At 68.4% G+C, this 22,157-nt stretch carries 21 protein-coding genes; 10 read left to right on the forward strand and 11 right to left on the reverse strand.

The window, feature by feature from the left end; all coding sequences use genetic code 11:
* Window positions 1-101: 101 nt before the first annotated feature.
* From TSH58p_RS08080 to fdhD, 4 genes are all read right to left on the reverse strand, one after another.
* Window positions 102-686 (reverse strand): DUF3306 domain-containing protein, encoded by a 585-nt coding sequence (locus TSH58p_RS08080; protein WP_109068632.1) that lies wholly within the window; start codon window positions 684-686, stop codon window positions 102-104.
* A gap of 141 nt (window positions 687-827) precedes the next feature.
* On the reverse strand, window positions 828-1,322 hold the full coding sequence (locus TSH58p_RS08085; protein WP_109068633.1) for a DUF3305 domain-containing protein: 495 nt from the start codon (window positions 1,320-1,322) through the stop codon (window positions 828-830).
* Window positions 1,319-1,945, reverse strand: a complete 627-nt coding sequence (gene mobA / locus TSH58p_RS08090) for a molybdenum cofactor guanylyltransferase MobA (RefSeq protein ID WP_109068634.1) — start codon at window positions 1,943-1,945, stop codon at window positions 1,319-1,321. Before mobA ends, TSH58p_RS08085 begins: the two co-directional genes overlap by 4 nt.
* On the reverse strand, window positions 1,935-2,816 hold the full coding sequence (gene fdhD / locus TSH58p_RS08095; protein WP_109068662.1) for a formate dehydrogenase accessory sulfurtransferase FdhD: 882 nt from the start codon (window positions 2,814-2,816) through the stop codon (window positions 1,935-1,937). The genes mobA and fdhD overlap by 11 nt, the downstream gene beginning before the upstream one ends.
* Window positions 2,817-2,935: 119 nt before the next feature.
* Between fdhD and TSH58p_RS08100 the strand changes: the two genes are divergently transcribed.
* Together TSH58p_RS08100 and TSH58p_RS08105 are read left to right on the forward strand one after the other, a co-directional pair.
* Window positions 2,936-3,631 (forward strand): ABC transporter permease, encoded by a 696-nt coding sequence (locus tag TSH58p_RS08100; protein ID WP_109068635.1) that lies wholly within the window; start codon window positions 2,936-2,938, stop codon window positions 3,629-3,631.
* A gap of 119 nt (window positions 3,632-3,750) precedes the next feature.
* Complete coding sequence (locus TSH58p_RS08105; protein WP_109068636.1) at window positions 3,751-4,587, forward strand: substrate-binding domain-containing protein; 837 nt, start codon at window positions 3,751-3,753, stop codon at window positions 4,585-4,587.
* Between the two features lie 75 nt (window positions 4,588-4,662).
* On the opposite strand, the gene TSH58p_RS08110 is transcribed toward TSH58p_RS08105, so the two are convergent.
* A complete protein-coding gene (locus TSH58p_RS08110; RefSeq protein ID WP_247873879.1) occupies window positions 4,663-5,874 on the reverse strand; it encodes a D-alanyl-D-alanine carboxypeptidase family protein in 1,212 nt (403 codons plus the stop codon).
* 497 nt (window positions 5,875-6,371) lie between these two features.
* Here TSH58p_RS08110 and TSH58p_RS08115 point away from each other — a divergent pair, with 497 nt between their 5' ends.
* Window positions 6,372-7,097: a hypothetical protein gene (locus TSH58p_RS08115; protein ID WP_247873880.1), complete on the forward strand. Its 726-nt coding sequence runs from the start codon at window positions 6,372-6,374 to the stop codon at window positions 7,095-7,097.
* A gap of 121 nt (window positions 7,098-7,218) precedes the next feature.
* Here the strand turns inward: TSH58p_RS08115 and TSH58p_RS08120 are convergent, their stop codons facing one another.
* On the reverse strand, window positions 7,219-7,977 hold the full coding sequence (locus tag TSH58p_RS08120) for a peptidase (RefSeq protein ID WP_109068639.1): 759 nt from the start codon (window positions 7,975-7,977) through the stop codon (window positions 7,219-7,221).
* 418 nt (window positions 7,978-8,395) lie between these two features.
* On the opposite strand from TSH58p_RS08120, the gene TSH58p_RS08125 reads away from it, so the two are divergent.
* The 4 genes from TSH58p_RS08125 (at window position 8,396) to clpA (ending at window position 12,792) form a co-directional block, all read left to right on the forward strand.
* The gene (locus tag TSH58p_RS08125) at window positions 8,396-8,932 is read left to right on the forward strand and encodes a phasin family protein (protein ID WP_094305950.1); all 537 of its coding nucleotides are present in this window, start codon (window positions 8,396-8,398) and stop codon (window positions 8,930-8,932) included.
* Between the two features lie 268 nt (window positions 8,933-9,200).
* The gene (locus tag TSH58p_RS08130; RefSeq protein ID WP_109068640.1) at window positions 9,201-9,686 is read left to right on the forward strand and encodes a phasin family protein; all 486 of its coding nucleotides are present in this window, start codon (window positions 9,201-9,203) and stop codon (window positions 9,684-9,686) included.
* Window positions 9,687-10,141: 455 nt separating this feature from the next.
* Entirely contained in the window at window positions 10,142-10,468 is a 327-nt protein-coding gene (gene clpS, locus TSH58p_RS08135; protein WP_038529118.1) for an ATP-dependent Clp protease adapter ClpS, read from the forward strand.
* Window positions 10,469-10,476: 8 nt separating this feature from the next.
* Window positions 10,477-12,792 (forward strand): ATP-dependent Clp protease ATP-binding subunit ClpA, encoded by a 2,316-nt coding sequence (gene clpA / locus TSH58p_RS08140; RefSeq protein WP_014239699.1) that lies wholly within the window; start codon window positions 10,477-10,479, stop codon window positions 12,790-12,792.
* 100 nt (window positions 12,793-12,892) lie between these two features.
* On the opposite strand, the gene TSH58p_RS08145 is transcribed toward clpA, so the two are convergent.
* Window positions 12,893-13,084, reverse strand: coding sequence for a DUF1508 domain-containing protein (locus TSH58p_RS08145; protein WP_109068641.1), 192 nt, complete (start codon window positions 13,082-13,084; stop codon window positions 12,893-12,895).
* 151 nt (window positions 13,085-13,235) lie between these two features.
* Here TSH58p_RS08145 and TSH58p_RS08150 point away from each other — a divergent pair, with 151 nt between their 5' ends.
* On the forward strand, window positions 13,236-14,348 hold the full coding sequence (locus tag TSH58p_RS08150; protein WP_109068642.1) for a CaiB/BaiF CoA-transferase family protein: 1,113 nt from the start codon (window positions 13,236-13,238) through the stop codon (window positions 14,346-14,348).
* Window positions 14,349-14,351: 3 nt separating this feature from the next.
* Here TSH58p_RS08150 and TSH58p_RS08155 read toward each other — a convergent pair whose 3' ends face one another.
* A complete protein-coding gene (locus TSH58p_RS08155) occupies window positions 14,352-15,662 on the reverse strand; it encodes a pentapeptide repeat-containing protein (RefSeq protein WP_158282567.1) in 1,311 nt (436 codons plus the stop codon).
* Between the two features lie 179 nt (window positions 15,663-15,841).
* On the opposite strand from TSH58p_RS08155, the gene TSH58p_RS08160 reads away from it, so the two are divergent.
* Complete coding sequence (locus TSH58p_RS08160) at window positions 15,842-16,318, forward strand: nucleoside deaminase (protein WP_109068644.1); 477 nt, start codon at window positions 15,842-15,844, stop codon at window positions 16,316-16,318.
* A gap of 7 nt (window positions 16,319-16,325) precedes the next feature.
* On the opposite strand, the gene TSH58p_RS08165 is transcribed toward TSH58p_RS08160, so the two are convergent.
* On the reverse strand, window positions 16,326-17,534 hold the full coding sequence (locus tag TSH58p_RS08165; RefSeq protein WP_109068645.1) for a GNAT family N-acetyltransferase: 1,209 nt from the start codon (window positions 17,532-17,534) through the stop codon (window positions 16,326-16,328).
* A gap of 101 nt (window positions 17,535-17,635) precedes the next feature.
* A complete protein-coding gene (locus tag TSH58p_RS08170) occupies window positions 17,636-18,103 on the reverse strand; it encodes a RidA family protein (RefSeq protein WP_109068663.1) in 468 nt (155 codons plus the stop codon).
* Window positions 18,104-18,484: 381 nt separating this feature from the next.
* On the opposite strand from TSH58p_RS08170, the gene TSH58p_RS08175 reads away from it, so the two are divergent.
* The gene (locus TSH58p_RS08175; protein ID WP_109469196.1) at window positions 18,485-20,350 is read left to right on the forward strand and encodes a flagellin; all 1,866 of its coding nucleotides are present in this window, start codon (window positions 18,485-18,487) and stop codon (window positions 20,348-20,350) included.
* Between the two features lie 112 nt (window positions 20,351-20,462).
* Here the strand turns inward: TSH58p_RS08175 and TSH58p_RS08180 are convergent, their stop codons facing one another.
* On the reverse strand, window positions 20,463-22,043 hold the full coding sequence (locus tag TSH58p_RS08180) for a S10 family peptidase (RefSeq protein ID WP_247895523.1): 1,581 nt from the start codon (window positions 22,041-22,043) through the stop codon (window positions 20,463-20,465).
* Window positions 22,044-22,157 lie beyond the last annotated feature (114 nt).

Raw genomic sequence — 22,157 nt, forward strand, 5'->3', positions numbered from 1 at the left:
GCTTAACGTTCAGGATCGGGCTATTAAAGGGCAGATTCGCGGTGTTTGTCAACAAAGGTTGACTCAGAAGTGTGCTTACCGCGTCTTGGGCTGGACTGGCGCTATGCTCTTTTTGTCATATCGATACCCGGTTCCTGCGAAGCAGAGGGGATCTGCTCGGGCTCCGAACCTTCGGGAAGCGCCGCTTTTTCTTCCGCGTCTTCATCGGTGCCGCGATCCGCGGCGGTCTCGTCCGGCGGCTGGGCCGGGGTTTCGCCCGCCTTCTCAGCCGCTTCCTCGGCGGCGTCGAGGAAGCCCTTGCCGACCCGGTAGAGCGTCTTCACCGGCGAGGAACCGGTGAACAGGCTGGCATAGTCGTCGGCGTAGTCCTTCAACCCGTCGTCGTTGGCGAAGACTGGGTCCGAGGTCCACAGCTTGCGCAGCGCCTGCCGGTGCAGGTCGTCCGGGACCTCCGCCCGCAGGAAGGGAGTGAAGTCGGAGTCCAGCGTCAGGTCCTCCACGGGGGGAAGGTCCTTCAGCGGGTCGTCGGCCTCAGGCGCGGGCTCCGGAGCGGTCTCGGCCGCCGCATCCACCGGAAGTTGCGCGGGCGGGTCCTCGGCAGGCGGCGGCTCCACCGGCTCCGGGGCGGGTGCGACGGGCTGCCGCTTCAGGCGGGACCAGCGGGAAAGGAAGGATTCGTCGGTCATATCGGTGTGTCCGGGGGTCGCCAGGCCTTGCCCCCACCCTAACCCTCCCCCGCTCCGCAGGGGAGGGAATCAGCTCCTCCCCCTGCGAAGCGGGGGGAGGTTGGGAGGGGGGCGCGGCGTCGGAGCCCCATCAGGAAGTCATCACCCCTGCTTCGGGAAGTGCCGCTTGCGCTCGCGCTTCACGAAGGGGACGTCCACATGGTGCTGCTCGGTGAAGTCGCGGACCAGGGCCGTGACCTCCGGCGGCATCGGCACCGTCTCGACCATCTCCACGCCGCTCACCTGATAGGCCTCGCATTCGTGGGCGGAGGCGGTGACGACGAAGGGCACGACGCCCCCCGGCTCGCCCGTCTCGTCCGGGCGCAGCACGACCCAGAGGCGCGGCGGCTCCTGCGACAGGTTCAGCTTGTAGCCTTCGGTGTCGCTGCGGAACAGCTCCAGCGGCAGGGTCGCGGCGTGGAAGTGCGCCCAGCCCTCCCCTTCGCGCAGCAGGCGCCAGGGACCGTCGACCGGCGGGGCGCCGGGGATCACCGAGACCGGACGCCACGACCAGTCCGCCCAGGCGCTGGCGCCCTTGCGGCGTTCCAGAACGATGCCCAGGGCCATCGTCTCGGTCTTGTTCAGGGTTTCGCTCATCGGACCAGTCCCGCCGCCATCAGCCGTTCCGCCTCCGCCAGATCGTCGGGGCGGTTGGTGTTGAAGAAGGGGTCTACCGGATCGCTGGCGAAGTCGGCAACGGCCAGACGGTAGCGGGCGGTCCACGCGTCCACCTTGCGCATGTCCTCCTCCACCATGGCGCGGCGGAGATCGTCGGCGAGGTCCACCCGCCACAGCCCGAAGACCGGATGCTCCTGCCCGTCGGAGCGGGCGCAGGCGAGGTCGGCGCCCTCGCGCTCCACCGCCGCGACCAGACGGGCGACCAGATCGCCGGGGATGAAGGGCGCGTCGGTGGCGAAGCTGGCCAGCCAGCGGCAGTCCGGCGCGTTGGCCCGCGCCCATTCCATCCCGGTCAGCACCCCGGCGAGCGGTCCGGCGAAACCCTCCACCACGTCCGCCGCCACCGGCAGGCCGAAGGCGGCGAAGCGCGCCGGGTCGCCGTTGGCGTTGAGCACCAGCGGCCCGACCTGCGGGCGCACCGTGGCGACGATGCGCTCCAGGATGCTGCGCCCGCCCAGCGTCCGCAGGCTCTTGTCGCCGCCGCCCATGCGCCGCGACAGGCCGCCGGCCAGCAGGACGCCGGCAATGCCCTCAGTCGTCATCGCGGCTCCCCTTGCGCTGGTGGCGCCCGCCCTCGTCCCCGACCGCGGCCGGGTCGGCGTCGAAGTCCAGCCGGTCGGTGCCGGCCAGGGCGAGGAAGCGCTTGCCCTTGGCCCGCCCGACCATGGTCAGGTTGGCCTGCCGCCCCAGCTCCACCCCCCAGGCGGTGAAGCCGGAGCGGGAAATCAGGATCGGAATGCCCATCTGCACCGTCTTGATGACCATCTCCGAGGTCAGGCGCCCGGTCGTGTAGAAAATCTTGTCGTGCGCCGGCACGCCGTGCAGGTGCATGTAGCCCGCCACCTTGTCCACCGCGTTGTGGCGCCCGACGTCCTCCATGTAGACGAGCGGATGGTCCTCCTGGCAGAGTACGCAGCCGTGGATGGCGCCGGCCTCCAGATAGAGGCTGGGGGTCAGGTTGATCTTCTTCGACAGGGCGTAGATCCAGGAGGTCTTCAGCCGCGCGTCGGGGTTCAGCCGCACCGACTCGAAGGTCTCCATCACGTCGCCGAAGGCGGTGCCCTGGGCGCAACCGGAGGTCAGCGTCTTCTTCTTGAGCTTCTGCTCGTAATTCGTGGCGCGCTCGGTGCGGACGACGACGGTGTCGATCTCCTCGTCGTAGTCGATGCCGGTGATCCGGTCGTCGCGCTTCAGCATGTTCTGGTTGAGCAGGTAGCCCACCGCCAGATAGTCGGGGTAGTCGGCGATCGTCATCATGGTGACGATCTCCTGCCCGTTCAGGTACAGCGTCAGCGGCCGTTCCACGGTGACCGACGCGTCCACCGGGCGCCCGTCCTGATCCAGCCCGGAAACGCGCTCCGTCAGCTTGGGATTCGCCGGGTCCGGCTTTATGGTGAATTCCGAGAGGTCCATGACCGGAAGAGTGGGGAAGATTGCGCGCCGGGGCAAGCGGCGGATGATCGGCTCCCGCAAGACGGAAGCGATGCGGCCCCGATTTGACGCGTGAGCGCTTGGTATGCACGAGTACCCCTATGCATGAGTTCGGTCTGGCCTTCGTCACCGCCTTCCATCTGATCGCCGACCTCGACCCCGGTCTGGTGGGGATCGTCGGCCTGTCGCTGCGCGTCAGCCTGACCGCCGTCCTGCTGTCGGCCCTGATCGGCCTGCCGCTGGGCGCCGCCGTGGCCGCCTTCCGCTTTCCGGGGCGGCGCGCGGTGACCCTGTTCCTGAACACGGCGATGGGACTGCCACCGGTGGTGGTGGGGTTGATCGTCTATCTGATCCTGTCGCGCTCCGGCCCGCTGGGGGTGCTGGGGCTGCTGTTTACCCCGACCGCGATGATCGTGGCCCAGACGGTGCTGATCGTGCCCATCGTCGCCGCCCTGACCCGCCAGATCGTCGAGGATCTTCTGGTGGAGTATGGCGACCTGCTGCGGGTGATGGGGACCGGGCCGCTGACCACCCTGTTCACCCTGCTGTCGGAGGCGCGCTGGAGCCTGCTGACCATCGTGCTGGCCGGCTTCGGACGGGCCTCGGCGGAGGTTGGGGCGGTGATGATCGTCGGCGGCAACATCGACCGGGTGACCCGCGTCATGACCACCTCCATCGCGCTGGAGACCAGCAAGGGCGACCTGCCGCTGGCGCTCGGCCTCGGCGTCATCCTGATGACCCTGTCGCTGTCGGTGAACCTCGCCGCCGCGATGGTGCGGGAGACGCGGCGGGCCTGACCGGCTTCCACGCTGCGGATCGGCGGTTGCGGGATGTTTGCAAAGCCGTTCGAACTTTCCCATAGTCGCCAGCACAGCCCGCAACCAAGGCGGGCAAGAACCTGGAGAGGGATAGTCCGATGCTGCGCCGTTCTTTCGTGCTGGGATGCGCCGCCGCGGCGGCTCTGCTGCTCGGCTCCGTTCAGCCGTCCACCGCCGCCGACCGCTTCATCACCGTGGCCTCCACCACCTCGACCGAGGATTCGGGGCTGTTCAAGTCGATCCTGCCGAAGTTCACGGAGAGGACCGGGATCGAGGTCCGCGTGGTCGCCAAGGGGACCGGCCAGGCCATCGACATCGCCAAGCGCGGCGACGCCGACGTGCTGTTCGTCCATCACAAGCCGTCGGAGGACAAGTTCGTCGCCGAGGGCTTCAGCACCGAGCGCAAGCCGGTCATGTACAACGACTTCGTGATCGTCGGGCCGAAGGCCGACCCGGCCAAGGTCGGCGGCAGCAAGGACGTCGCCGCCGCGCTGAAGGGCATCGCCGCCGCCAAGGCCCCCTTCGTGTCGCGCGGCGACGACAGCGGCACCCACAAGTCGGAACAGGCGCTGTGGAAGACCGCCGGCGTCGATCCCACGGCGGGCGACGGCTGGTACCGCGCCATCGGCCAGGGCATGGGCGCCACGCTGAACACCGCCGCCGCGGTGAACGGCTACGCCATGACCGACCGCGCCACCTGGCTCAGCTTCAAGAACCGCGGCGACCTCGACATCCTGGTGGAAGGCGACAAGCGCCTGTTCAACCAGTATGGCGTCATGCTGGTCAACCCGGCCAAGTTCGCCCACGTCAAGGCCGCCGACGGGCAGGCCTTCGTGAGCTGGCTGGTCTCCGCCGAGGGTCAGCAGGCGATCGCGGATTACACGATCAACGGCAACTCGCTGTTCTTCCCGAACGCCAACGAGCCGGGCGCCTGACCGCTCCTCTCCCGAACACGAAAAAAGGCGCAGCCCCGCGGCTGCGCCTTTTCTTTTTGGCGGGGAAAGGTCGGCTTACAGCTTCTCGTTCGGCGACACCGGGACGCAGCGGTGGCCGCTGCGGGTCAGCTCCGAGCAGACCTTGCGGGCGGTGCGCTCGTCCAGCCCGACCATGCGGGCGCGGTAGACGGTGGACCCGTTCGCCTTCACCGGCGTCACCGCCGGCTTGGCGGCGCGCAGCAGGAAGGGCGCCTGCTTGGTCGCCTGGGAAAGCGCCCGGTTGCTGGCCTCCCGCGTGGAGAAGGCGCCGACCTGCACGCCCCATTTCGACCCGTCGGCCTTCGACGAATCGGTGTCCTCGTCGCGGGCGCGGGCCGGCGGGCGGACCGCGGCTGGGGTGGAGACGGTGGAGGCGAGTTGGGCGATGGTCTCCGGCTTGGCCGGCAGCTTGCCCTTGGCGGTGGCGCGCGGCGTGTCCTCGTCGCCGGCGCGGGCGACGACCGGCGCCTCCGAGCCGCGGCTCGGCTTGTCGAACGCCTTGTCGAGGATCGCCTCCATGCGGGCGTCGCGCGAGGCCGCGGACTTGCCGCCCAGCACCACGGCGACCAGCCGGCGCCCGTCGCGCACCGCCGACGCCGCGAGGTTGAAGCCGCTGGCCACGGTGTAGCCGGTCTTGATGCCGTCCATGCCCTCGTAGCGCGACATCAGACGGTTGTGGTTGTTCAGGCTGCGCCCGCCATAGACGAAGGCGCGGCGGCTGAAATAGGGGTAGTAGCGCGAGTGGTCGGACAGCATCGCCCGCGACAGGATGGAGAAGTCGCGCGCCGTGGTCAGTTGCTCCATGTTCGGCAGGCCGTTGGAATTGCGGAACACGGTGTTGCGCATGCCCAGCTCGCGCGCCTTGCGGGTCATCATCTCGGCGAACTTGGCCTCGCTGCCGCCCAGTGCCTCCGCCAGCACGACCGAGGCGTCGTTGGCCGACTTGGTGACCAGCCCGAGGATCGCCTGCTCCACCCGCAGCGTCTTGCCGGCGCGCAGCCCCAGCTTGGTCGGGGACTGCGCCTCCGCCCAGGCCGACACCGGCAGCGCCTGGTCCAGCCGCAGCCGCCCTGAATCCAGCGCGTCGAAGGTCAGGTAGAGCGTCATCATCTTGGTCAGCGACGCCGGATAGGTGAGGGTGTCGGCGTTCTCCTCGTGGAGCACCTCACCCGTGCGGGCGTCCACGACGATCGCCGCGTATTTCGCGGCCAGCGCCGGCAGCGGCGCCAGCACGGTCACCGCCAGCACCGCCAAGGCGCCGCACAGCCCCCGGCCGCACAGCCCTCTAACGAAAGGGGTAATGCCGAAGGCACTTCCCAGAGTCGAACGTCCATTCGCCAAACGTTCTGTGGCCTGTTCCCCCTCCGTTTCGCGTCCGCGCCAAGCGAACGCCAAAAGCAGGCTTCGAACGGTCTGGCCCGTTACGTTCATGATGCCCCCGCCAAAGGCTAATACTTGCTGTTTGGCGCAATGGTAAATTCCATGGAAATCAGTGTCTAGCGACAATTCGTTAATTTGCCGCTTCGATTTCTTCGGGGACGCTGTGACGAAATTGGATGATGCGCGGACCCGTCCGGGGCGAGCCGCGTTGAAGGAGCGCGACCGCCGATCCATCTTCCCGGAAGCGCAGGACCATTCTCCCCTCCCGACTGGACGCGAGGCACCTCATGACCCGCCCGCCCGAGCGACGCCCGACGTTTCCGCGCGCTGCCCTTCGGGACGGACGAAGAGGACGGATTGCGACGGTGGCGGGGCTGGGGATGGCTGCGGCGGGGCTGCTCGCCGGCTGCGCCTCGGTCGGGCCGACCGACAACCCGGTGGCGCGCAAGCTCACCTGGGTCAGCTACCTCAACGGCGACGACCTGCGCGCCGCCTGCACCAAGGGGGAGACCGACCGCTACCGGCTGGTCTTCAACGCCGACTATCAGAAGCATGTGCGGACCTACGACATCGTCGGCGACCGCGGCACCGGCGGCGCGATGGTCGAGGCCCGCGTGCTGGAGGCGACCGACCTCGCCCGCATCGACCTGGACGACCCGGCGGCGGTCGCCCGCGGCCCGATCGCCAAGGCCCAGCTGTCGCCGCGCCAGTTCGCCCTGTTCGTCCTGCGCCTCTACGAGAGCGGCGCCTTCGAACCGGCGCCGAGCGGGGTGCGCCTGCCGTCCAACGGCGTCTACTGGCTGATCAACGGCTGCCGGCGGGGAAGCTGGTTCTTCAACGCCTACCCCTACCCCTCCGACCGCTTCTCCGACATCCGTTTCGACGGGCCGCTGAAGGAGCTGGACGGCAGCGGCCAGGGGACCGGCGTGCCCTACCCCGTCCTGCCGCGCCCGCAGGACGCGCCGCGCACCCTGCCGACCGGCGGTCAGGTGGACAGCGCGGGCGTGGTGTTCGAGGTCCAGGTGGGCCGCGACGGGCTGGTCGGCCCGACCGCGCCCTTCGGGGCGTGGCTGTTCGCCGGGAAGGAGTAGCGGGGCACGGCGTTTGCCCCCTCCCCCTTTGCCCCTCCCCGACCCTCCCCCGCGGCGCGGGAGAGGGAGAACAGTCCCCTCCCCTGCGATAGCGGGGGAGGGTTAGGGTGGGGGCAAGTAACTAGACCACCTCCTCGTCGACCGTCGCCCGCGTGCCCGCGGACAGCAGCGTGTCCACCCAGGGGCCGTCCGGCATGCGCCGGGCCAGCTCGGTGATGTTCCGGTTCCACCACAGGCGCTGCTCGACCAGATCGTCGTAGTCGAAGTTCGACTGGCGCCACAGCCGTTCCTGGGCGTTGAAGGTCACCATGTCGATGGGGAAGCCGACGTCGTTGGACGAGAAGCGCGTGCTGTCGAAGGACAGGTAGGCGATCTTCAGCGCCGTCTGCATGTCGGTGTTGTAGGACAGCGCACGGTCGAGGATCGGCTTGCCGTAGGCGGTGGCGCCGATCGACAGGTAGGGCGTGCGCTCGTCCACCTCGATCCAGTTGCCCTCCGGATAGACCAGGAACATGTAGGGCTCGCGGTCCTCGGCGAGCTGCCCGCCGATGATGGCGTGCAGGTTGAAGGCCAGCTTGGACGCCTCCAGCGCCTCCTTGTCCTCCGCCGCCACTTGGCGCAGGCAGGCCGTGAAGGCCGACAGCGCGTCCAGCATGGTCGGGTAGGTCTCGCCGCGGCGCCGGGACATGTCGCGGCGCAGGTAGGCCAGCGTCTTGTCGCGCACGCTGCGCAGGCCGGAGTTCAGGATGAAGAAGCGGTCGCCGCCGCTGCCCACCATGGTCACCTTGCGCGCGGACGACAGCTGCGAGCCGCTGGTGATGCGCCCGTCCGACAGGCCGATCAGGCCGTCGCGGGTCTTGATGCCGAGGCAATAGGTCATGAAAGAACGTTCCCGAACTGATAGCTGCGACGTTCCGCCGCGGTTGGTCTGACCTTTGGCCGAAGCGCGTCCCTTCGGCGGGCAGGGTAGGATTGGGCAGGATCGGCGGTAAAGCTTTCGTAAAGGCTCCGCCCAGTCGAGCCGAAGTGGACTGGATTTCCCATGTGGCGGAACGGTGGAGCTTGCGCCGTACCGACCAAGCAAAGGGACCGGGCTCAACTGATATATTGTGCGGCGCACAAGATTCTTTGTTGACTCCACGGACCAATGCCCATAGTTTAGCCATTGCTGCACTGCAGCATTTTCGGGCCCGGAACCGTCCGGGCTCCCCAACGCAGCCGGTCTGCGCCCCGCAGGCGGACGGTCCGCCGCTCCGGGTTTTGCGCGCCGGGCTTCGACGAAGGAAGGAACGCAAGGCATGACGACCGTGACGAAGGCCAAGCCGGCCCCCGCCCCCACCCAGGCGTTCGAGAGCGCCGCCGCCCAGGCCAAGGAGCAGGTCGAGGGCTTCGTCAAGGCCGGCCAGGAGCAGGCCGCGAAGACCTTCGAGCAGACCGCCTCCGCCACCAAGGAGCAGGTCGAGAAGCTGTCCGCCCAGCTCCTGAAGATCTCCGCCGAGCTTCAGGCCCTGAACAAGGCCAACGTGGAAGCGCTGATCCAGAGCGGCAGCATCGCCACCCAGGGCGCGGAGGAGCTGACCCGCGAGGTGACCGCCTACGCCCAGGCCTCCTTCGACAAGTCGGTCACCACCGGCAAGGCCTTGCTGACCGCCAAGTCGCTGAAGGAGGTCGTCGATCTCCAGAGCGAGTATGTGAAGGCCAGCTTCGACGCCTTCGTCGCGGAGTCGTCCCGCCTCCAGGGCATCGGCACCCGCGTCGCCACGGCGGCCCTGACCCCGCTGAAGGACCGCGTGTCGGTGACCGTCAGCACCCTGTCCAAGCCGATCGCCGCCTGACGCGTCCGCATGGCGTGACCACGAAGCCCGGCCGTTCCCCGACGGCCGGGCTTCGCGCGTGAAGGGGCCGGCAGGGACGCGTCAAAGTTTTTGTGCACCGCACAAAATCCCGTTGACAGCCGCCGGAACCTGCCCTAAGTTTAGCCATGTTGCATTGCAGCATCGACCCGACGCCCGAAGCCACGGGGTCGCTGGTCGGATCATCCGCGCGGTCGCCAATCGGTGGGTCCGGCGCGGGTCAACCCGATGAAATTCGAGGAGCCGTTCCATGACCGACAAGTTCGCCGCCGCCACCAAGACCTTCGAAGACGCCGTGTCCGCCGCCAAGCAGAACGTGGACGGCCTGGTCAAGGCCCAGCAGGAGCAGTTCGAGAAGGCCTCGGCCCAGATCCTGAAGGGCTTCGACGAGCTGACCGCCCTGACCAAGGGCAACGTCGACGCCGTCGTGAAGTCGGGCACCATCGTCGCCAAGGGCGCCGAGGAAGCCGGCAAGCAGGTCGCCACCTTCACCCAGTCCTCGCTGGAGAAGAGCGCCGCCACCGGCAAGGCCCTGCTGGCCGTCAAGACCGTCCAGGAGCTGGTCGAGCTGCAGAGCAGCTTCGCCAAGGCGAGCTTCGAGACCTTCGTCAAGGAGAGCGCCAAGCTGCAGGAGCTGTCGCTGAAGACCGCCAAGGACGCCTTCGCGCCGATCAACGACCGCCTCCAGGTCACGGTCGAGACGCTGTCCAAGCCGGTCGCGGCGAAGGCCGCCTGATCCAGGCCGGTCCCAGACGCCAGCCTGAGACAAAATGTCCCGGAGCCAGCAATTCCACAGACCCGGCCGCAGGGCCGGGGCGGCTCCCACCTCCGCCGCCCCCGGGACGCTATCGTCCGGGGGTGCGGACGGCGCAAGGCGGTACCGCTTTAAATCCTGCCGCCTCACGGCATTGTGAAGTTCCGGGAAAGCCCGGCGGTGCAGACCGCCGGGCTTGTTTCTTTTGGGCGCGAGGGACATCTACAGGGTGCGGGCCGTGCCATTTTTGGCACGCCGGTGCGGCAGTTCTGCCGCAAATTCAAATGCCTTCCACCAATTCCGGGGTAGCCGGGCAGGTCTTGTTCCGAATGGGCCTCTCCCAAATGGGGACTCACCGAAAACGGCCCCTTCCCACCGCGCCCGGAGTTCTCATATCATTCATGCGACGTACATCGCGATGTTGACCTGTTGAGACCATGGCCGAAAACGACAAGCACGGCGACGAGGGCACCACCACGGGCGTGGTTATCAAAACCAAGCCTAAGACTAAAAAGCCCTCGATGTATAAGGTCTTGATGTTGAACGACGACTACACACCTATGGAATTCGTCGTTCATGTCTTGGAGCGCTTCTTTGCCAAGTCGCGCGAGGAGGCTACGCGGATCATGCTGCATGTGCACCGGCGGGGTGTGGGCTTGTGCGGCGTGTTCACCTACGAGGTGGCGGAGACGAAAGTCACGCAGGTGATGGACTTTGCGCGCCAGCACCAGCACCCGCTGCAATGTACGCTAGAAAAGGATTAAGGCCACAGATGCTGTCGCGTAACTTGGAACAGACGCTGCACCGAGCCCTGGCCCATGCGAACGAGCGCAGGCACGAATACGCGACGCTCGAACACTTGCTGCTCGCATTGACCGAGGATGCCGATGCAATGGCCGTCTTGCGCGCTTGTGGGGTCGATCTGGACCGACTGCGCGCCGAACTCTCGGATTACCTCGACAACGAGCTTGCGAACCTGATCACGAACAGGCCCGATGATGCGAAGCCGACGGCTGGCTTCCAGCGGGTGCTGCAACGCGCGGCCATCCACGTCCAGTCGTCGGGGCGTGAAGAGGTGACGGGAGCAAATGTGCTCGTCGCCCTGTTCTCTGAACGCGAAAGCCACGCGGTCTATTTCCTGCAGGAGCAGGAGATGACCCGTTTCGACGCGGTGAACTACATCTCTCACGGAATCGCGAAGGCCCCGGGCCGCTCGGAAGCGAAGCGCGTTACCGGAGCCGACGAGGACGCGGCGGCGGAGAAGGTCGTGAAGAAAGGCAGCGAAGCCCTAGAGGCTTATTGCGTCAACCTGAACAAGAAGGCGGCCAGCGGGAAGATCGATCCGCTGATCGGACGGGAGCAGGAGGTCGAACGGACCATCCAGATCCTGTGCCGGCGGTCGAAGAACAACCCGCTGTATGTCGGTGACCCCGGTGTCGGCAAGACCGCCATCGCCGAGGGGCTGGCCCGCCGTATCGTCCATGGCGAGGTTCCGGAGGTGCTGAAGGGCGCCACCATCTTCGCGCTCGACATGGGCTCCCTGCTCGCCGGTACGCGGTACCGCGGCGACTTCGAAGAGCGCCTCAAGGCCGTCGTCTCCGAACTGGAGGCCACGGAAGGTGCCGTCCTCTTCATCGACGAGATCCACACGGTCATCGGTGCCGGTGCGACCTCGGGCGGTGCGATGGACGCCTCGAACCTGCTGAAGCCGGCCCTCGCCTCCGGCTCCCTGCGTTGCATCGGTTCGACGACCTACAAGGAATACCGGAACTATTTCGAGAAGGACCGGGCGCTCGTCCGGCGCTTCCAGAAGATCGACGTCAACGAGCCGACGGTCGAGGATGCGATCAAGATCCTCCAGGGGATCAAGACCTACTACGAGAAGCATCACCGGGTGAGCTACACCAACGACGCGATCCGTTCGGCGGTGGAGCTGTCCGCGAAGTACATCGGCGACCGCAAGCTGCCGGACAAGGCCATCGACATCATCGACGAGGTCGGGGCCGCGCAGATGCTGCTGCCGGAGAACAAGCGGAAGAAGAAGATCTCCGTCAAGGACGTGGAGGCGGTGGTCGCCAAGATCGCCCGCATCCCGCCGAAGTCGGTCAGCCGCGACGACAAGGAGACGCTCCTCAACCTGGAGCGCGACCTGAAGACCATGGTCTTCGGCCAGAACAAGGCCATCGACGCGCTGGTCTCCGCCATCAAGCTGGCCCGCGCCGGCCTGCGCGAACCGGAGAAGCCGATCGGCAACTACCTGTTCACCGGCCCGACCGGTGTGGGCAAGACCGAGGTGGCCCGCCAGCTCTCCCTCACGCTGGGCATCGAGCTGACCCGCTTCGACATGTCGGAGTACATGGAGCGGCACACCGTCTCCCGCCTGATCGGCGCCCCTCCGGGCTATGTCGGGTTCGACCAGGGCGGCCTGCTGACCGACGCCATCGACCAGCACCCGCATTGCGTGCTGCTGCTCGATGAAATCGAGAAGGCGCATCCGGATCTGTTCAACATCCTGTTGCAGATCATGGATCACGGCAAGCTGACCGACCACAACGGCAAGACGGTGGACTTCCGCAACGTCATCCTCATCATGACCTCCAACGCGGGCGCCGCGGACATGGCCAAGCCGGCCATCGGCTTCGAGCGCGAGCGTCGGGTCGGCGAGGACATGGAAGCGGTGGAGAAGCTGTTCACGCCGGAGTTCCGCAACCGTCTGGATGCGATCATCCCCTTCGCGCCGCTGACCCAGGAGGTCATCAACCGCGTGGTGGACAAGTTCATCATGCAGATGGAGGCGCAGCTCGAGGACCGCGGCGTCACGATCGAACTGGACGATCAGGCCCGCGAGTGGCTGGGCAAGAAGGGCTACGACCCGCTCTACGGCGCGCGTCCGCTGGGCCGCGTGATCCAGGAGCACCTGAAGAAGCCGCTGGCGGAGGAGCTGCTGTTCGGCAAGCTCGCCAAGGGCGGTCTGGTCAAGGTCACCGTCAAGGACGACAAGCCCGCCTTCGAATACACCGAGGGGTCGCGCAAGCGGCGCTCCGGCGACGAGGACGAGGACGAGGTCGTGCACGAACTGGCGGAATGACGCCGCTTCGCACGGAACGCGAAAAAGGGGGCCGCAAGGCCCCCTTTCTTTTTGCCCGTACGCCCGGTGACCGGCGGACCGCCGGACGATCGTTCAGCGGTCATTCCTCGACCAGGACGACCGCGTCGTTGGAACTCTTCATCAGGGCGATGCCGTGCAGGCAGTCGCGCTCGGCCGTGTAGCCCTCGCTGCTGACGGCGATGGTCTCGCCGTTGGCGGCGTGGAAGGTCCAGCGCCATTCGTTGCGGTGATCCTTGTAGACCTTGTACTTGGGAGCCTTGGCCGTGGACATGTTTTCCTCCTCACCATCGGTCTGATATCGACGATGGAGGCGGCACGGCTGTGAAGGGCGACGGTTGCATTCCCAACGCCGCATCGCGGACACTCGTCCCGGCGGCGCCACCAGAACGAAGCCCCCAAAACAAAGAACAAGGAAACGCACCATGCCCCTGCCCTTCCTGAGCGGACTGCGCGTCATCGACCTCGGCCAGTATCTGCCGGGTCCCTACGCCGCCCAGATGCTGGCCGATCTCGGCGCCGAGGTGGTGAAGGTGGAGCCGCCGAGCGGCGACCCGCTGCGCCACATGGGCCCCACCGACGCCGACGGCACGACCGCCGCCTACAAGCTGCTGAACGCCGGCAAGACCGTCGTCCGCCTGAACCTGAAGGACGAGGGCGACCGCGGCGCCTTCGAGACGCTGATCGCCGGGGCCGACGCCCTGGTGGAAAGCTACCGCCCCGGCGTTCTGGACAAGCTGGGGGTCGGCCACGCCCGGCTGCGTTCGCTGAACCCGCGGCTGGTCCACGCCAGCCTGTCCGGCTGGGGCAGCGGCGGCCCCTACGCCCGGCGGGCCGGCCATGACCTGAACTACATGGCGGTCGGTGGCGGGCTGGATTCCTCGGGCACGCCGGACCGCCCCTCGATCAGCCACCCGCCGGTCGCCGACTTCGCCTCGGCCCAGCAGGCGGCGCTGGCGGTGGTCGCCGCCCTGTTCGGGCGCCAGCGCAGCGGCGAGGGCTGCTTCCTCGACCTGTCGATCATGGAGACGGTGCTGGGCTGGCAGGGCTTCAACCTGACCGCGGACGCCCGCGGCGAGGTCCCGGCCCGCGGCGAGGCGCTGCTGTCCGGCGGAGCGGCCTGCTACCGCATCTACCGCACCGCCGACGGCCGCTTCGCCACCCTGTCGGCGCTGGAGGCCAAATTCTGGCAAGGCTTCTGCGAAGCGGTGGGGCGCCCCGACTGGATCACCCGGCAAGGCGACCCGCTGCCCCAGAGCGCCCTGATCGCCGAGCTGGACGCCCTGTTCGCCGGCCGCAGCCTCGCCGACTGGAAGGCGCTGCTCGACCCCGTGGACTGCTGCTTCGAGGCGCTGCCGACCCTGGCGGAGATGCCGGACCACCCGCACATCGCCGCCCGTGGCCAGATCCGCGTCACGCCGGGGCCGGAGCCGCTGGTGGAGACCCTGATGGGCCTGCGCGTCGATGGCGGCAATCCGCCCGAGCGAGCCCCCTTGCGCGAATCGACCGCCGCCGCGGTGCTCGCCGCCTGGACGTGAGGGCTAGAGGGCGATGAGGGGGCCGCCGCCGTCGCGCGGCGGCCGCGCCTCCAGCGGGCCGCGGCGGGCGCCCATCAGGCTGGCCTTCGACAGGTTCGCCGCCGCATCGTCGCAGCCGCGCAGGTCGGCGGAGGCGAGGTTGGCCATCTCGAAGCTGGCGCCGGCCAGCTTGGCCCCGGTCAGCCGCGCGCCGCGCAGGTCGGCGGCGGTCAGGGTGGCGCCGGACAGGTTGGCGGGCCAGCTCCGCCCGGTCGGCGTGCCGTCCGGGTTGCGCAGGTCCACCATGCCGAGGTCGCCACCATGGAGGTCCGCTCCGGTCAGGTCGGTCCCGCTCAGGTTCGCCCCGGTCAGCACCGCTTGGTCCAGCCGCGCCCGGCGCAGGCTCGCCCCGCCGAAATCGGCCAGCGAGAGCGAGGCGTTGGACAGCCGGGCCTCGTCCAGATTGGCGCCGCGGAACACCCCGCCCGACAGGTCGCAGGCGGTCAGATCCAGCCCGCGCAGGTCCATCCCGGTGAAGTCCGCCCGCAGCCCGGCCCCCCCGCCGCTGTTGATCCACAAAATGTGGGCGTCCAGCACGCTGCGCACCGGCGTCGGCAGGGCGTCGGCGTTCCTCATGTAAACGGCGCCGCTGAGGTTGGCGCCCTGCGTGTCGGCCACGGTCAGGTCGACGTTGCGCAGGGTCGCCTCGCGCAGGTCGGCGTTGCGCAGGACGGCGCGGGTCAGGTTGGCGCCGTTCAGCACCGCGCGCTTCATCTTGGCCCCGCTGAAGTTCGCCTCGGTCAGGTCGGCCCCGGCCAGATTGGCGGCGAACAGATTGGCGTTGCTGAAGTCGCCGCCCGCCGTCGAGGCGTTGGCCAGTTCGGCATGGCTGAGGTCGGCGCCCTTGAAGCTGACGCCGTCCATCCGCGCGTCCGTCAGATTGGTGGGCCGCCGCTCCTCCTCGTCCTCGCGGCCGGAGCGGTGGACCATGATCTGGCCGGGGCGCAGGTCGGCCCCCTCGAAGTCGGTGCGGGTCAGGTCGGCCTTCAGGAAGTTCGCCCCGCGCAGGTCCGCCCGCGCGAAGGACGAGCCCACCAGCTTCGCCCGGCTGAAATTCGCCCCGAACAGGTCGGACATCGCGAAGCTGACCTCCTCGAGCTGGGCGTCGGAGAAATTGCCCTGTGTGAGGATGGCCGTTTGCAGATTGAAGCCCTTCAACCGGAGCCTCGACAGATCGACGCCCTTCGCCTGAAGGCGCACACCGCCCGGCTTCAGTTTGAGATAGAATAGATGGTCCCGCACCTGCTTCAGGAATTCCATGGTGCGGTCGGTCATCGGGCGGGTCCGTCGGTCGGCTGGTCCCGCCCACACTACGCTTTGCGCAGGGGCAGTAAAGGAGAAATCCCCAATCGTCCGCCGTCCCTGCAATGCCGCGGGCGCATGCCGGGCCAGAGCCATGGAACAGTCACTAAACCATTGAACCACAATGCGGTTAGGGTTGGGAGAGGGAAAGCATGACGAGCTTCGACACGGATTGCCTGCGCCGCGCCATCGCGCTCAGCCGCACCCACATGCAGGGCAACGCCGGCGGCCCCTTCGGCGCGGTCATCGCGCGGGACGGCCGGATCATCGGCGAGGGGTGGAACTGCGTGACCTCCACCAACGATCCGACGGCGCACGCCGAGGTCGTCGCCATCCGCAACGCCTGCCGCGACCTCGGCAGCTTCAGCCTCGCCGGGGCGACGGTCTACACGAGCTGCGAGCCCTGCCCGATGTGCCTGTCGGCCATCTACTGGGCGCGGATCGGGCGCATCGTCTACGCCAACGGGCGCGACGACGCGGCGGCCATCGGCTTCGACGATGCCTTCCTCTACACCGAGATCGCCCTGCCTCTGGAGCAGCGGGCGATCCCCATGCAGCGCCTTCTGGCCGGCGAGGCGCGCGCCGTCTTCGACGAATGGGCCGCCCGGCCCGACCGCGTTCCCTACTGATCCGGCCCTATCCTTCCGACGCGCTGTCCCGGCGGTAGGGTGACAGCTCCATCAGCGCTTCGCGCTCCGCCGCCACGCCGGGGCGCTCGCGGCGCAGGTAATCGGCGATGGCGCGGTGGAAGCCGGGGTCGGCCACCCAGTGGGCGCTGTAGGTCGGCACCGGCAGATAGCCGCGCTGGATCTTGTGCTCCCCCTGGGCGCCGGCCTCGACGCGGCCGAGGCCGCGCTCGATGGCGAAGTCCAGCGCGCGGTAGTAGCACGCCTCGAAATGCAGGAAGCGGTAGCTCCCGTCGGAGCCCCAGTTGCGGCCATAGAGGGCGTCGGCGCCGATCAGGTTCAGGGCGCCGGCCACCCACTCCCCGTGATCCTCGCACATCACCAGCATGACCCGGTCGCCCATGGTCTCGCCCAGCAGGCGGAAGAAGGCGCGGTTCAGGTAGCCGCCGCCCCACTTCCGGTCGGCGGTCTCCAGATAGAAGCGGTGGAAGGCGTCCCAATGCTCCGGCTTCAGGTCGGCGCCGGTCAGGCTGTGCAGCCGCACGCTGCTCTCCGCCACCTCGCGCCGCTCCTTGCGGATGGCCTTGCGCTTGCGGCTGTTCAGGGTTTCCAGGAAGTCGTCGAAGCTGGCGTAGCCACGGTTCTCCCAATGATACTGCACGCCTTCGCGGAGCAGCCAGCCGGCCTCGCCGAGGCGGCGCCAGTCGCCCTCCTCCGGAAAGGTGACGTGGACGGAGGACACGCCGTAGCGCCGCGCCACCTCCTCCATGCCCTGGATCAGGGCGCCGGCGACGGCCTCCATCCCCTGGGCCGATGCGCAGGGCCGGACCAGAAGGCGCGGCCCCGGCACCGGGGTGAAGGGCACGGCGCATTGCAGCTTCGGGTAATACTGCCCGCCCGCCCGCTCATAGGCGTGCGCCCAGGCGTGGTCGAAGACATACTCGCCGTAGGAATGGTTCTTCAGGTAGAGCGGCACCGCCCCCATGATCCGCCCCGCCCCGTCGAAGGCGGCGAGGTGGCTGGGCTGCCAGCCGGTGCGGCCTATGGCCGATCCCGATTCCTCCAGCGCCAGCAGGAAGGCGTGGCTGAGAAACGGGTTGTCCGGCCCGGCGCAGGCGTCCCACTCCTTCGGGTCGGCGAGGCCGATGCCGGTCAGGACCTTGACGGTGATGGCCTCCCCGGCCCCGGGGCCGGCGCCGCTGTCCTTGCCGTCGGGCATGCTCTCTCCTTCGCGGGCTCCTTCACGGGCACGCCGAGGGAGGTGGGCGCTTTTCCGCGCCGCGGCAAGAGGCCCGCCCCTCCCCCGGTCCGAAGCCCCGATCAGGCCAGTTCGAGGATGGCGTCCACCTCGACGGCCACGTTGCCGGGCAGCGACGGGGCGCCGACGGCGGCGCGGGCGTGCTTCCCGGCGTCGCCGAACACCTGCATCATCAGCTCCGACGCGCCGTTGATGACCAGCGGCTGGTCGTGGAAGTCCGGCGTGCCGTTCACGAAGCCGCCCAGCCGCAGCACGCGCACCACCCGGTCGAGATCGCCGCCGCAGGCCGCCTTCGCCTGGGCGATGATGTTCAGCGCGCACAGCCGCGCCGCCTGCTGCCCCTGCTCCACCGTGAAGTCCTGGCCCAGCTTGCCGATGAAGCGGCGCTCGCCGTTCCACACGGTGACCTGCCCCGACACGTAGAGCGTGCTGCCCGACTGGGTGTAGGGCACATAGGCCGCCACCGGGGCCGCCGCCTGCGGCAGCTCGATCCCCAACTCCTTCAGCCGCGCCTCGATGCGTCCGGCCATGCTCATCCCTCCGTCTTCGTTGCGGGCGCCGAGAATGCCCTGATGGGCGGCGCCCCCCGACGATAGCCCCCTCCTCCGCCGGCACCAAGAGCTTACCGGCACCCCGCCGGCGCTCCCCAACTGGGTAGTTTTGTCCCGGAGTCCGGGGCGCAACACCCTTTCTGCCCGGCAAAACTTTCCGCCGCCGTGGGAAGGACCGGCCGGCCAGCCTGGGCCAGCCCACCGCACAAGCTCCAAGGATATCCATAAAGATCAATAATTTACGGGAAGACCCGCGAACTGGCACGGGTCTTGATAGAGGTGGAGCGCGCAAATGCACGTTGCCTCGCTTCGGTTTCAAGCACCAGCCGCGGGGCGAGCCTCAGAAGGAGACTTGGAACCATGGCCATCAACGACGTCACCCTCACCGCGTCAATGCGCACGAATCTGCTGCAACTGCAGAGCGTGAACGACAAGATCGGTGTCAAGCAGAACATCCTCTCGACCGGCAACAAGATCAATTCGGCGCTCGACGGCCCGACTTCGTTCTTCGCAGCGAAGAGCCTGACCCAGCGCGCCGGTGACCTGTCGTCGTTGAAGGACGCCATGGGTCAGTCGATCAGCACCATCAAGGCCGCCGACAAGGGCGTGACCGCGATCGAAAGCATGATCGAGCAGGCGCGCGGTCTGACCACCGCCGCCTACTCCGCTCTGGGCACCGACGCCGGCTCCGTCGCCACCCGCAAGACGCTGGCCGCCCAGTTCAACTCCCTGAAGGAGCAGATCGACAAGCTGGCCGGCGACAGCGGCTATGCCGGCAAGAACCTGCTGGCCGGCAACGGCCTGCGCCTGGACTCCACCAGCGAGTCGCGCCGCGCCGTCAACACCATCCAGGGCATCGAGAACGCCCGCGTCACCAACGTGGTGTCGACCGACACCTACACGGTGCGCGTCAAGGGCGACGGCTCCATCGAGGGCGCGGCCGGCGAGATCAACAGCGCCGAGATGGCCCACGGCCTGGTCGGTCTGAAGCTGTCCGGCACGATGGCCACCTCGCTCGGCAGCTTCTCCGACGTGCAGATCGAGGTCCGCGGCGCGAAGGGCCGTGAGCGCTCCTTCATCATCACGGACGGCAACGAGTCGCGCACGATCACCTACTTCGACAACAGCCAGACCATGGCCGCCAACACGACGCAGGCGGCGAAGTCGGGCACGGCGCAGCTCACCCAGGTGTCGATGGGCGGCACGATCGAGGCCGGCGACAGCTTCACCATCACCGTCGAAGACCAGACCTTCACCTACACCGCCACCGCCGGCGACGTGGCGGTCGGGCAGACCGCCCGCGTCAACATCGCCAACCAGCTGAAGGCGTCGATCGACAACGCGCTGGGCGCCAACGGTCGCCTGAGCGGCAAGGACGTCCAGACCATCACGGTCAGCACCACCGGCACGATCACGCTGGAAGGCGCGACGACGAGCAACTCGGCCCGCGAGATGACCGTCAAGGCCACCGCCGGGAACGCCCTCACCAAGCGCATCTCCGAAAGCTTCGCGTCGGGCACCATCGTGTCCTTCACGGTGGACCGCAATCTGCTGGAGCAGGCCGCCAACAGCGGCAACGGCATCTCGGTCATCGAGAAGAAGGTCGACATCCAGATCCAGGTCAGCAACCTGAACGGCTCCACGGTGACCCGCGACGGCATGGCCAACCGCGGCGAGGGCAAGCTGGCGGAAGGTGAGAACTCCTTCGCGTTCGACACCGGCACGGTGCGCTTCAACGTCGATCAGAAGAGCATCAAGCAGGCGGCGGAAGCCAACTCGGCGGCCAACCTAGTCTCGGTGCAGGTGACCGACGCCAACACCTCGAACGATCTGACGGTGCAGCTCAACGAGCGCAACACCAACTCGATCACGGTGAAGGCCCAGAACCTGACCTCCAGCGGCCAGGGCCTGCGTCTGGACTACGCGCAGAACGACTGGACCGACCGCGCCGACATCGACAAGGCGGTCGCCGGCATCGACTACGCGAAGCAGACGCTGCGGTCGGCCTCGCAGACGCTGTCGACCAACCTGAACATCATCACGACCCGCGAAACCTTCACCAAGGAGTTCAGCGACGTGCTGGTCGAAGGCGCCAACAAGCTGACGCTGGCCGACCAGAACGAGGAAGGCGCGAGCCTGCTGATGCTGCAGACCCGTCAGCAGCTCGGCACCATCGCCCTCTCGCTGGCCAACCAGTCGCAGCAGTCGATCCTGCGTCTGTTCTAACCGGCAAGGTCCAGCCGGCGACCACAGGCCAAGGCAAGGCATTGCGCAGCAGGCGCCCCGACCGGGGCGCCTGTTTTTTTTGGCCCCCGGCCGGCACCGCACCCGGCCCACCCTACCGCAAGGCGGCCTCGATCAGGGCGCGCGCGTCGGCGGCCAGCTTCGCGCGCTCGGGCGCCCGCGTGTACATCATGTGACCGCCCTCATAGACCGTCACGGCGACCCGGTCGGCCTGCCCGTCCGGCAGTTCCAGGCGGGACGCCACCCAGCGCGACGCCATGTAGGGGGTGATGAGGTCGGTGCGCCCGTGGGCGATCAGCACCCGCAGCGCCGGCTGCAGGGTCAGGGCGGCCTGGAGGTCGTCCACCGCGCTGGGCTGGCCGGAGCGCGGCCACTCCCAGCCCCGGTTGACCCGGTCGCTGAGCAGGTCGAACGGCACCTCCGTCCGCACGCCCAGCCACTCGTGGGCGTAGGCGGCGAAGGCGGTGGTGTAGGTCGGCACCGTGCCCTTCAGGAAGGGATCGAAGGGAAGGCGCGCCGCCGACGGATCGGGGTCCGCGGCGGTGAAGGTGCCGTCATAGACGCTGGCGACCCGCCCGCGCCCGCGCAGCAGCTCGCGGGCGAAGACGTCGGTGGGGATCTCGCCGCGGAAACGGGTCACCAGCTCCTCCGGCAGGCCGATGGTCCGCGCCACCTCGGCGAAGAAGCCCTGCGCCGCGCCGGGCCGGCGGTAGTCCAGCCCGGCCAGCCCGGTGAGATAGCCGTTGAAGGCGTAGCGCTCCGCCGCCTCCGCCGCCTGCTCCGGCGTGCCGGGAACCAGCCCGTTGGCGGCGGCGGAGGCGGCGTAGGCGGGCAGCCGCAGCGCCGGCACCAGAAGCCCGCCGCCGCCGCGTATGGTGGCGAAATCGACCACCGGCGAGACCATGATCAGCCCGTTGACCGCGATGCCGGTGTCGTCGATCAGGCGGTTGGCCATCTTGGCGATGCGGAAGCCTCCATAGCTTTCCCCCACCAGGAATTTCGGCGATTCCCACCGGCCGTTGCGGGTCAGCCAGAGCCGGACGATCTCCGCCATGGCCCGGCTGTCGGCGTCGACCGACCAGAAGCGCTTGCCGGGATCCTCGTCCCGCCGCGCGCCCTCCTCCTTTCCGCCGTCACGCCGGATGCCGCGGCTGTAGCCCGTGCCCACCGGATCGATGAAGACCAGATCGGTGAAGGCCAGCCAGCTGTCCGGGTTGTCCAGCAGCGGAGCCGGCGGGCGGGTCAGCGAACCGTCGTCGTTGAAGCCGACCACCTTCGGCCCCAGGGCGCCCAGATGCAGATAGGCGGAGGACGCCCCCGGCCCGCCGTTGAACACGAAGGCGACGGGCCGCTGGCCGCGCGGCGCCCCGTCCAGCGTGTAGGTGACGGTGAAGACACGGGCCGCCACCTCCTCGCGCGGGCCGTCGCGCAGGGGCAGGAACTCCGTCACCGCCGTGTAGGCGAGCGGTCCGGCCGGCAACGGAAGCTGGTGCCTGGTCTCGCTGCGCTGGGCGTCGAAGCCGCCGCCGGCCCGCTCCGTCGGTTTCGGCGCGCTCTGGGCCTGCTCATTCCGGGCCGGCGCCTTCTGCGGCTCCGCGTCCTGGGCGTTCGCGGCGTGGGGCAGCGGCAGCGCCAGCAGGGCGAGCAGCGGCAAAAGGCGGAGGCGGCGGTTCATGGCGCGTCGCATGGCGCATCCTGTCGGCTGTGTCGTCACAGGCCCGCATATTGACCCGCGCCCGGCGTCCGGCAAGGACACGCCCCCTCGGCCCGCGTCGCGGCTCGCCGCCGG

This window comes from Azospirillum sp. TSH58 (genome assembly GCF_003119115.1).
GTDB lineage: Bacteria > Pseudomonadota > Alphaproteobacteria > Azospirillales > Azospirillaceae > Azospirillum.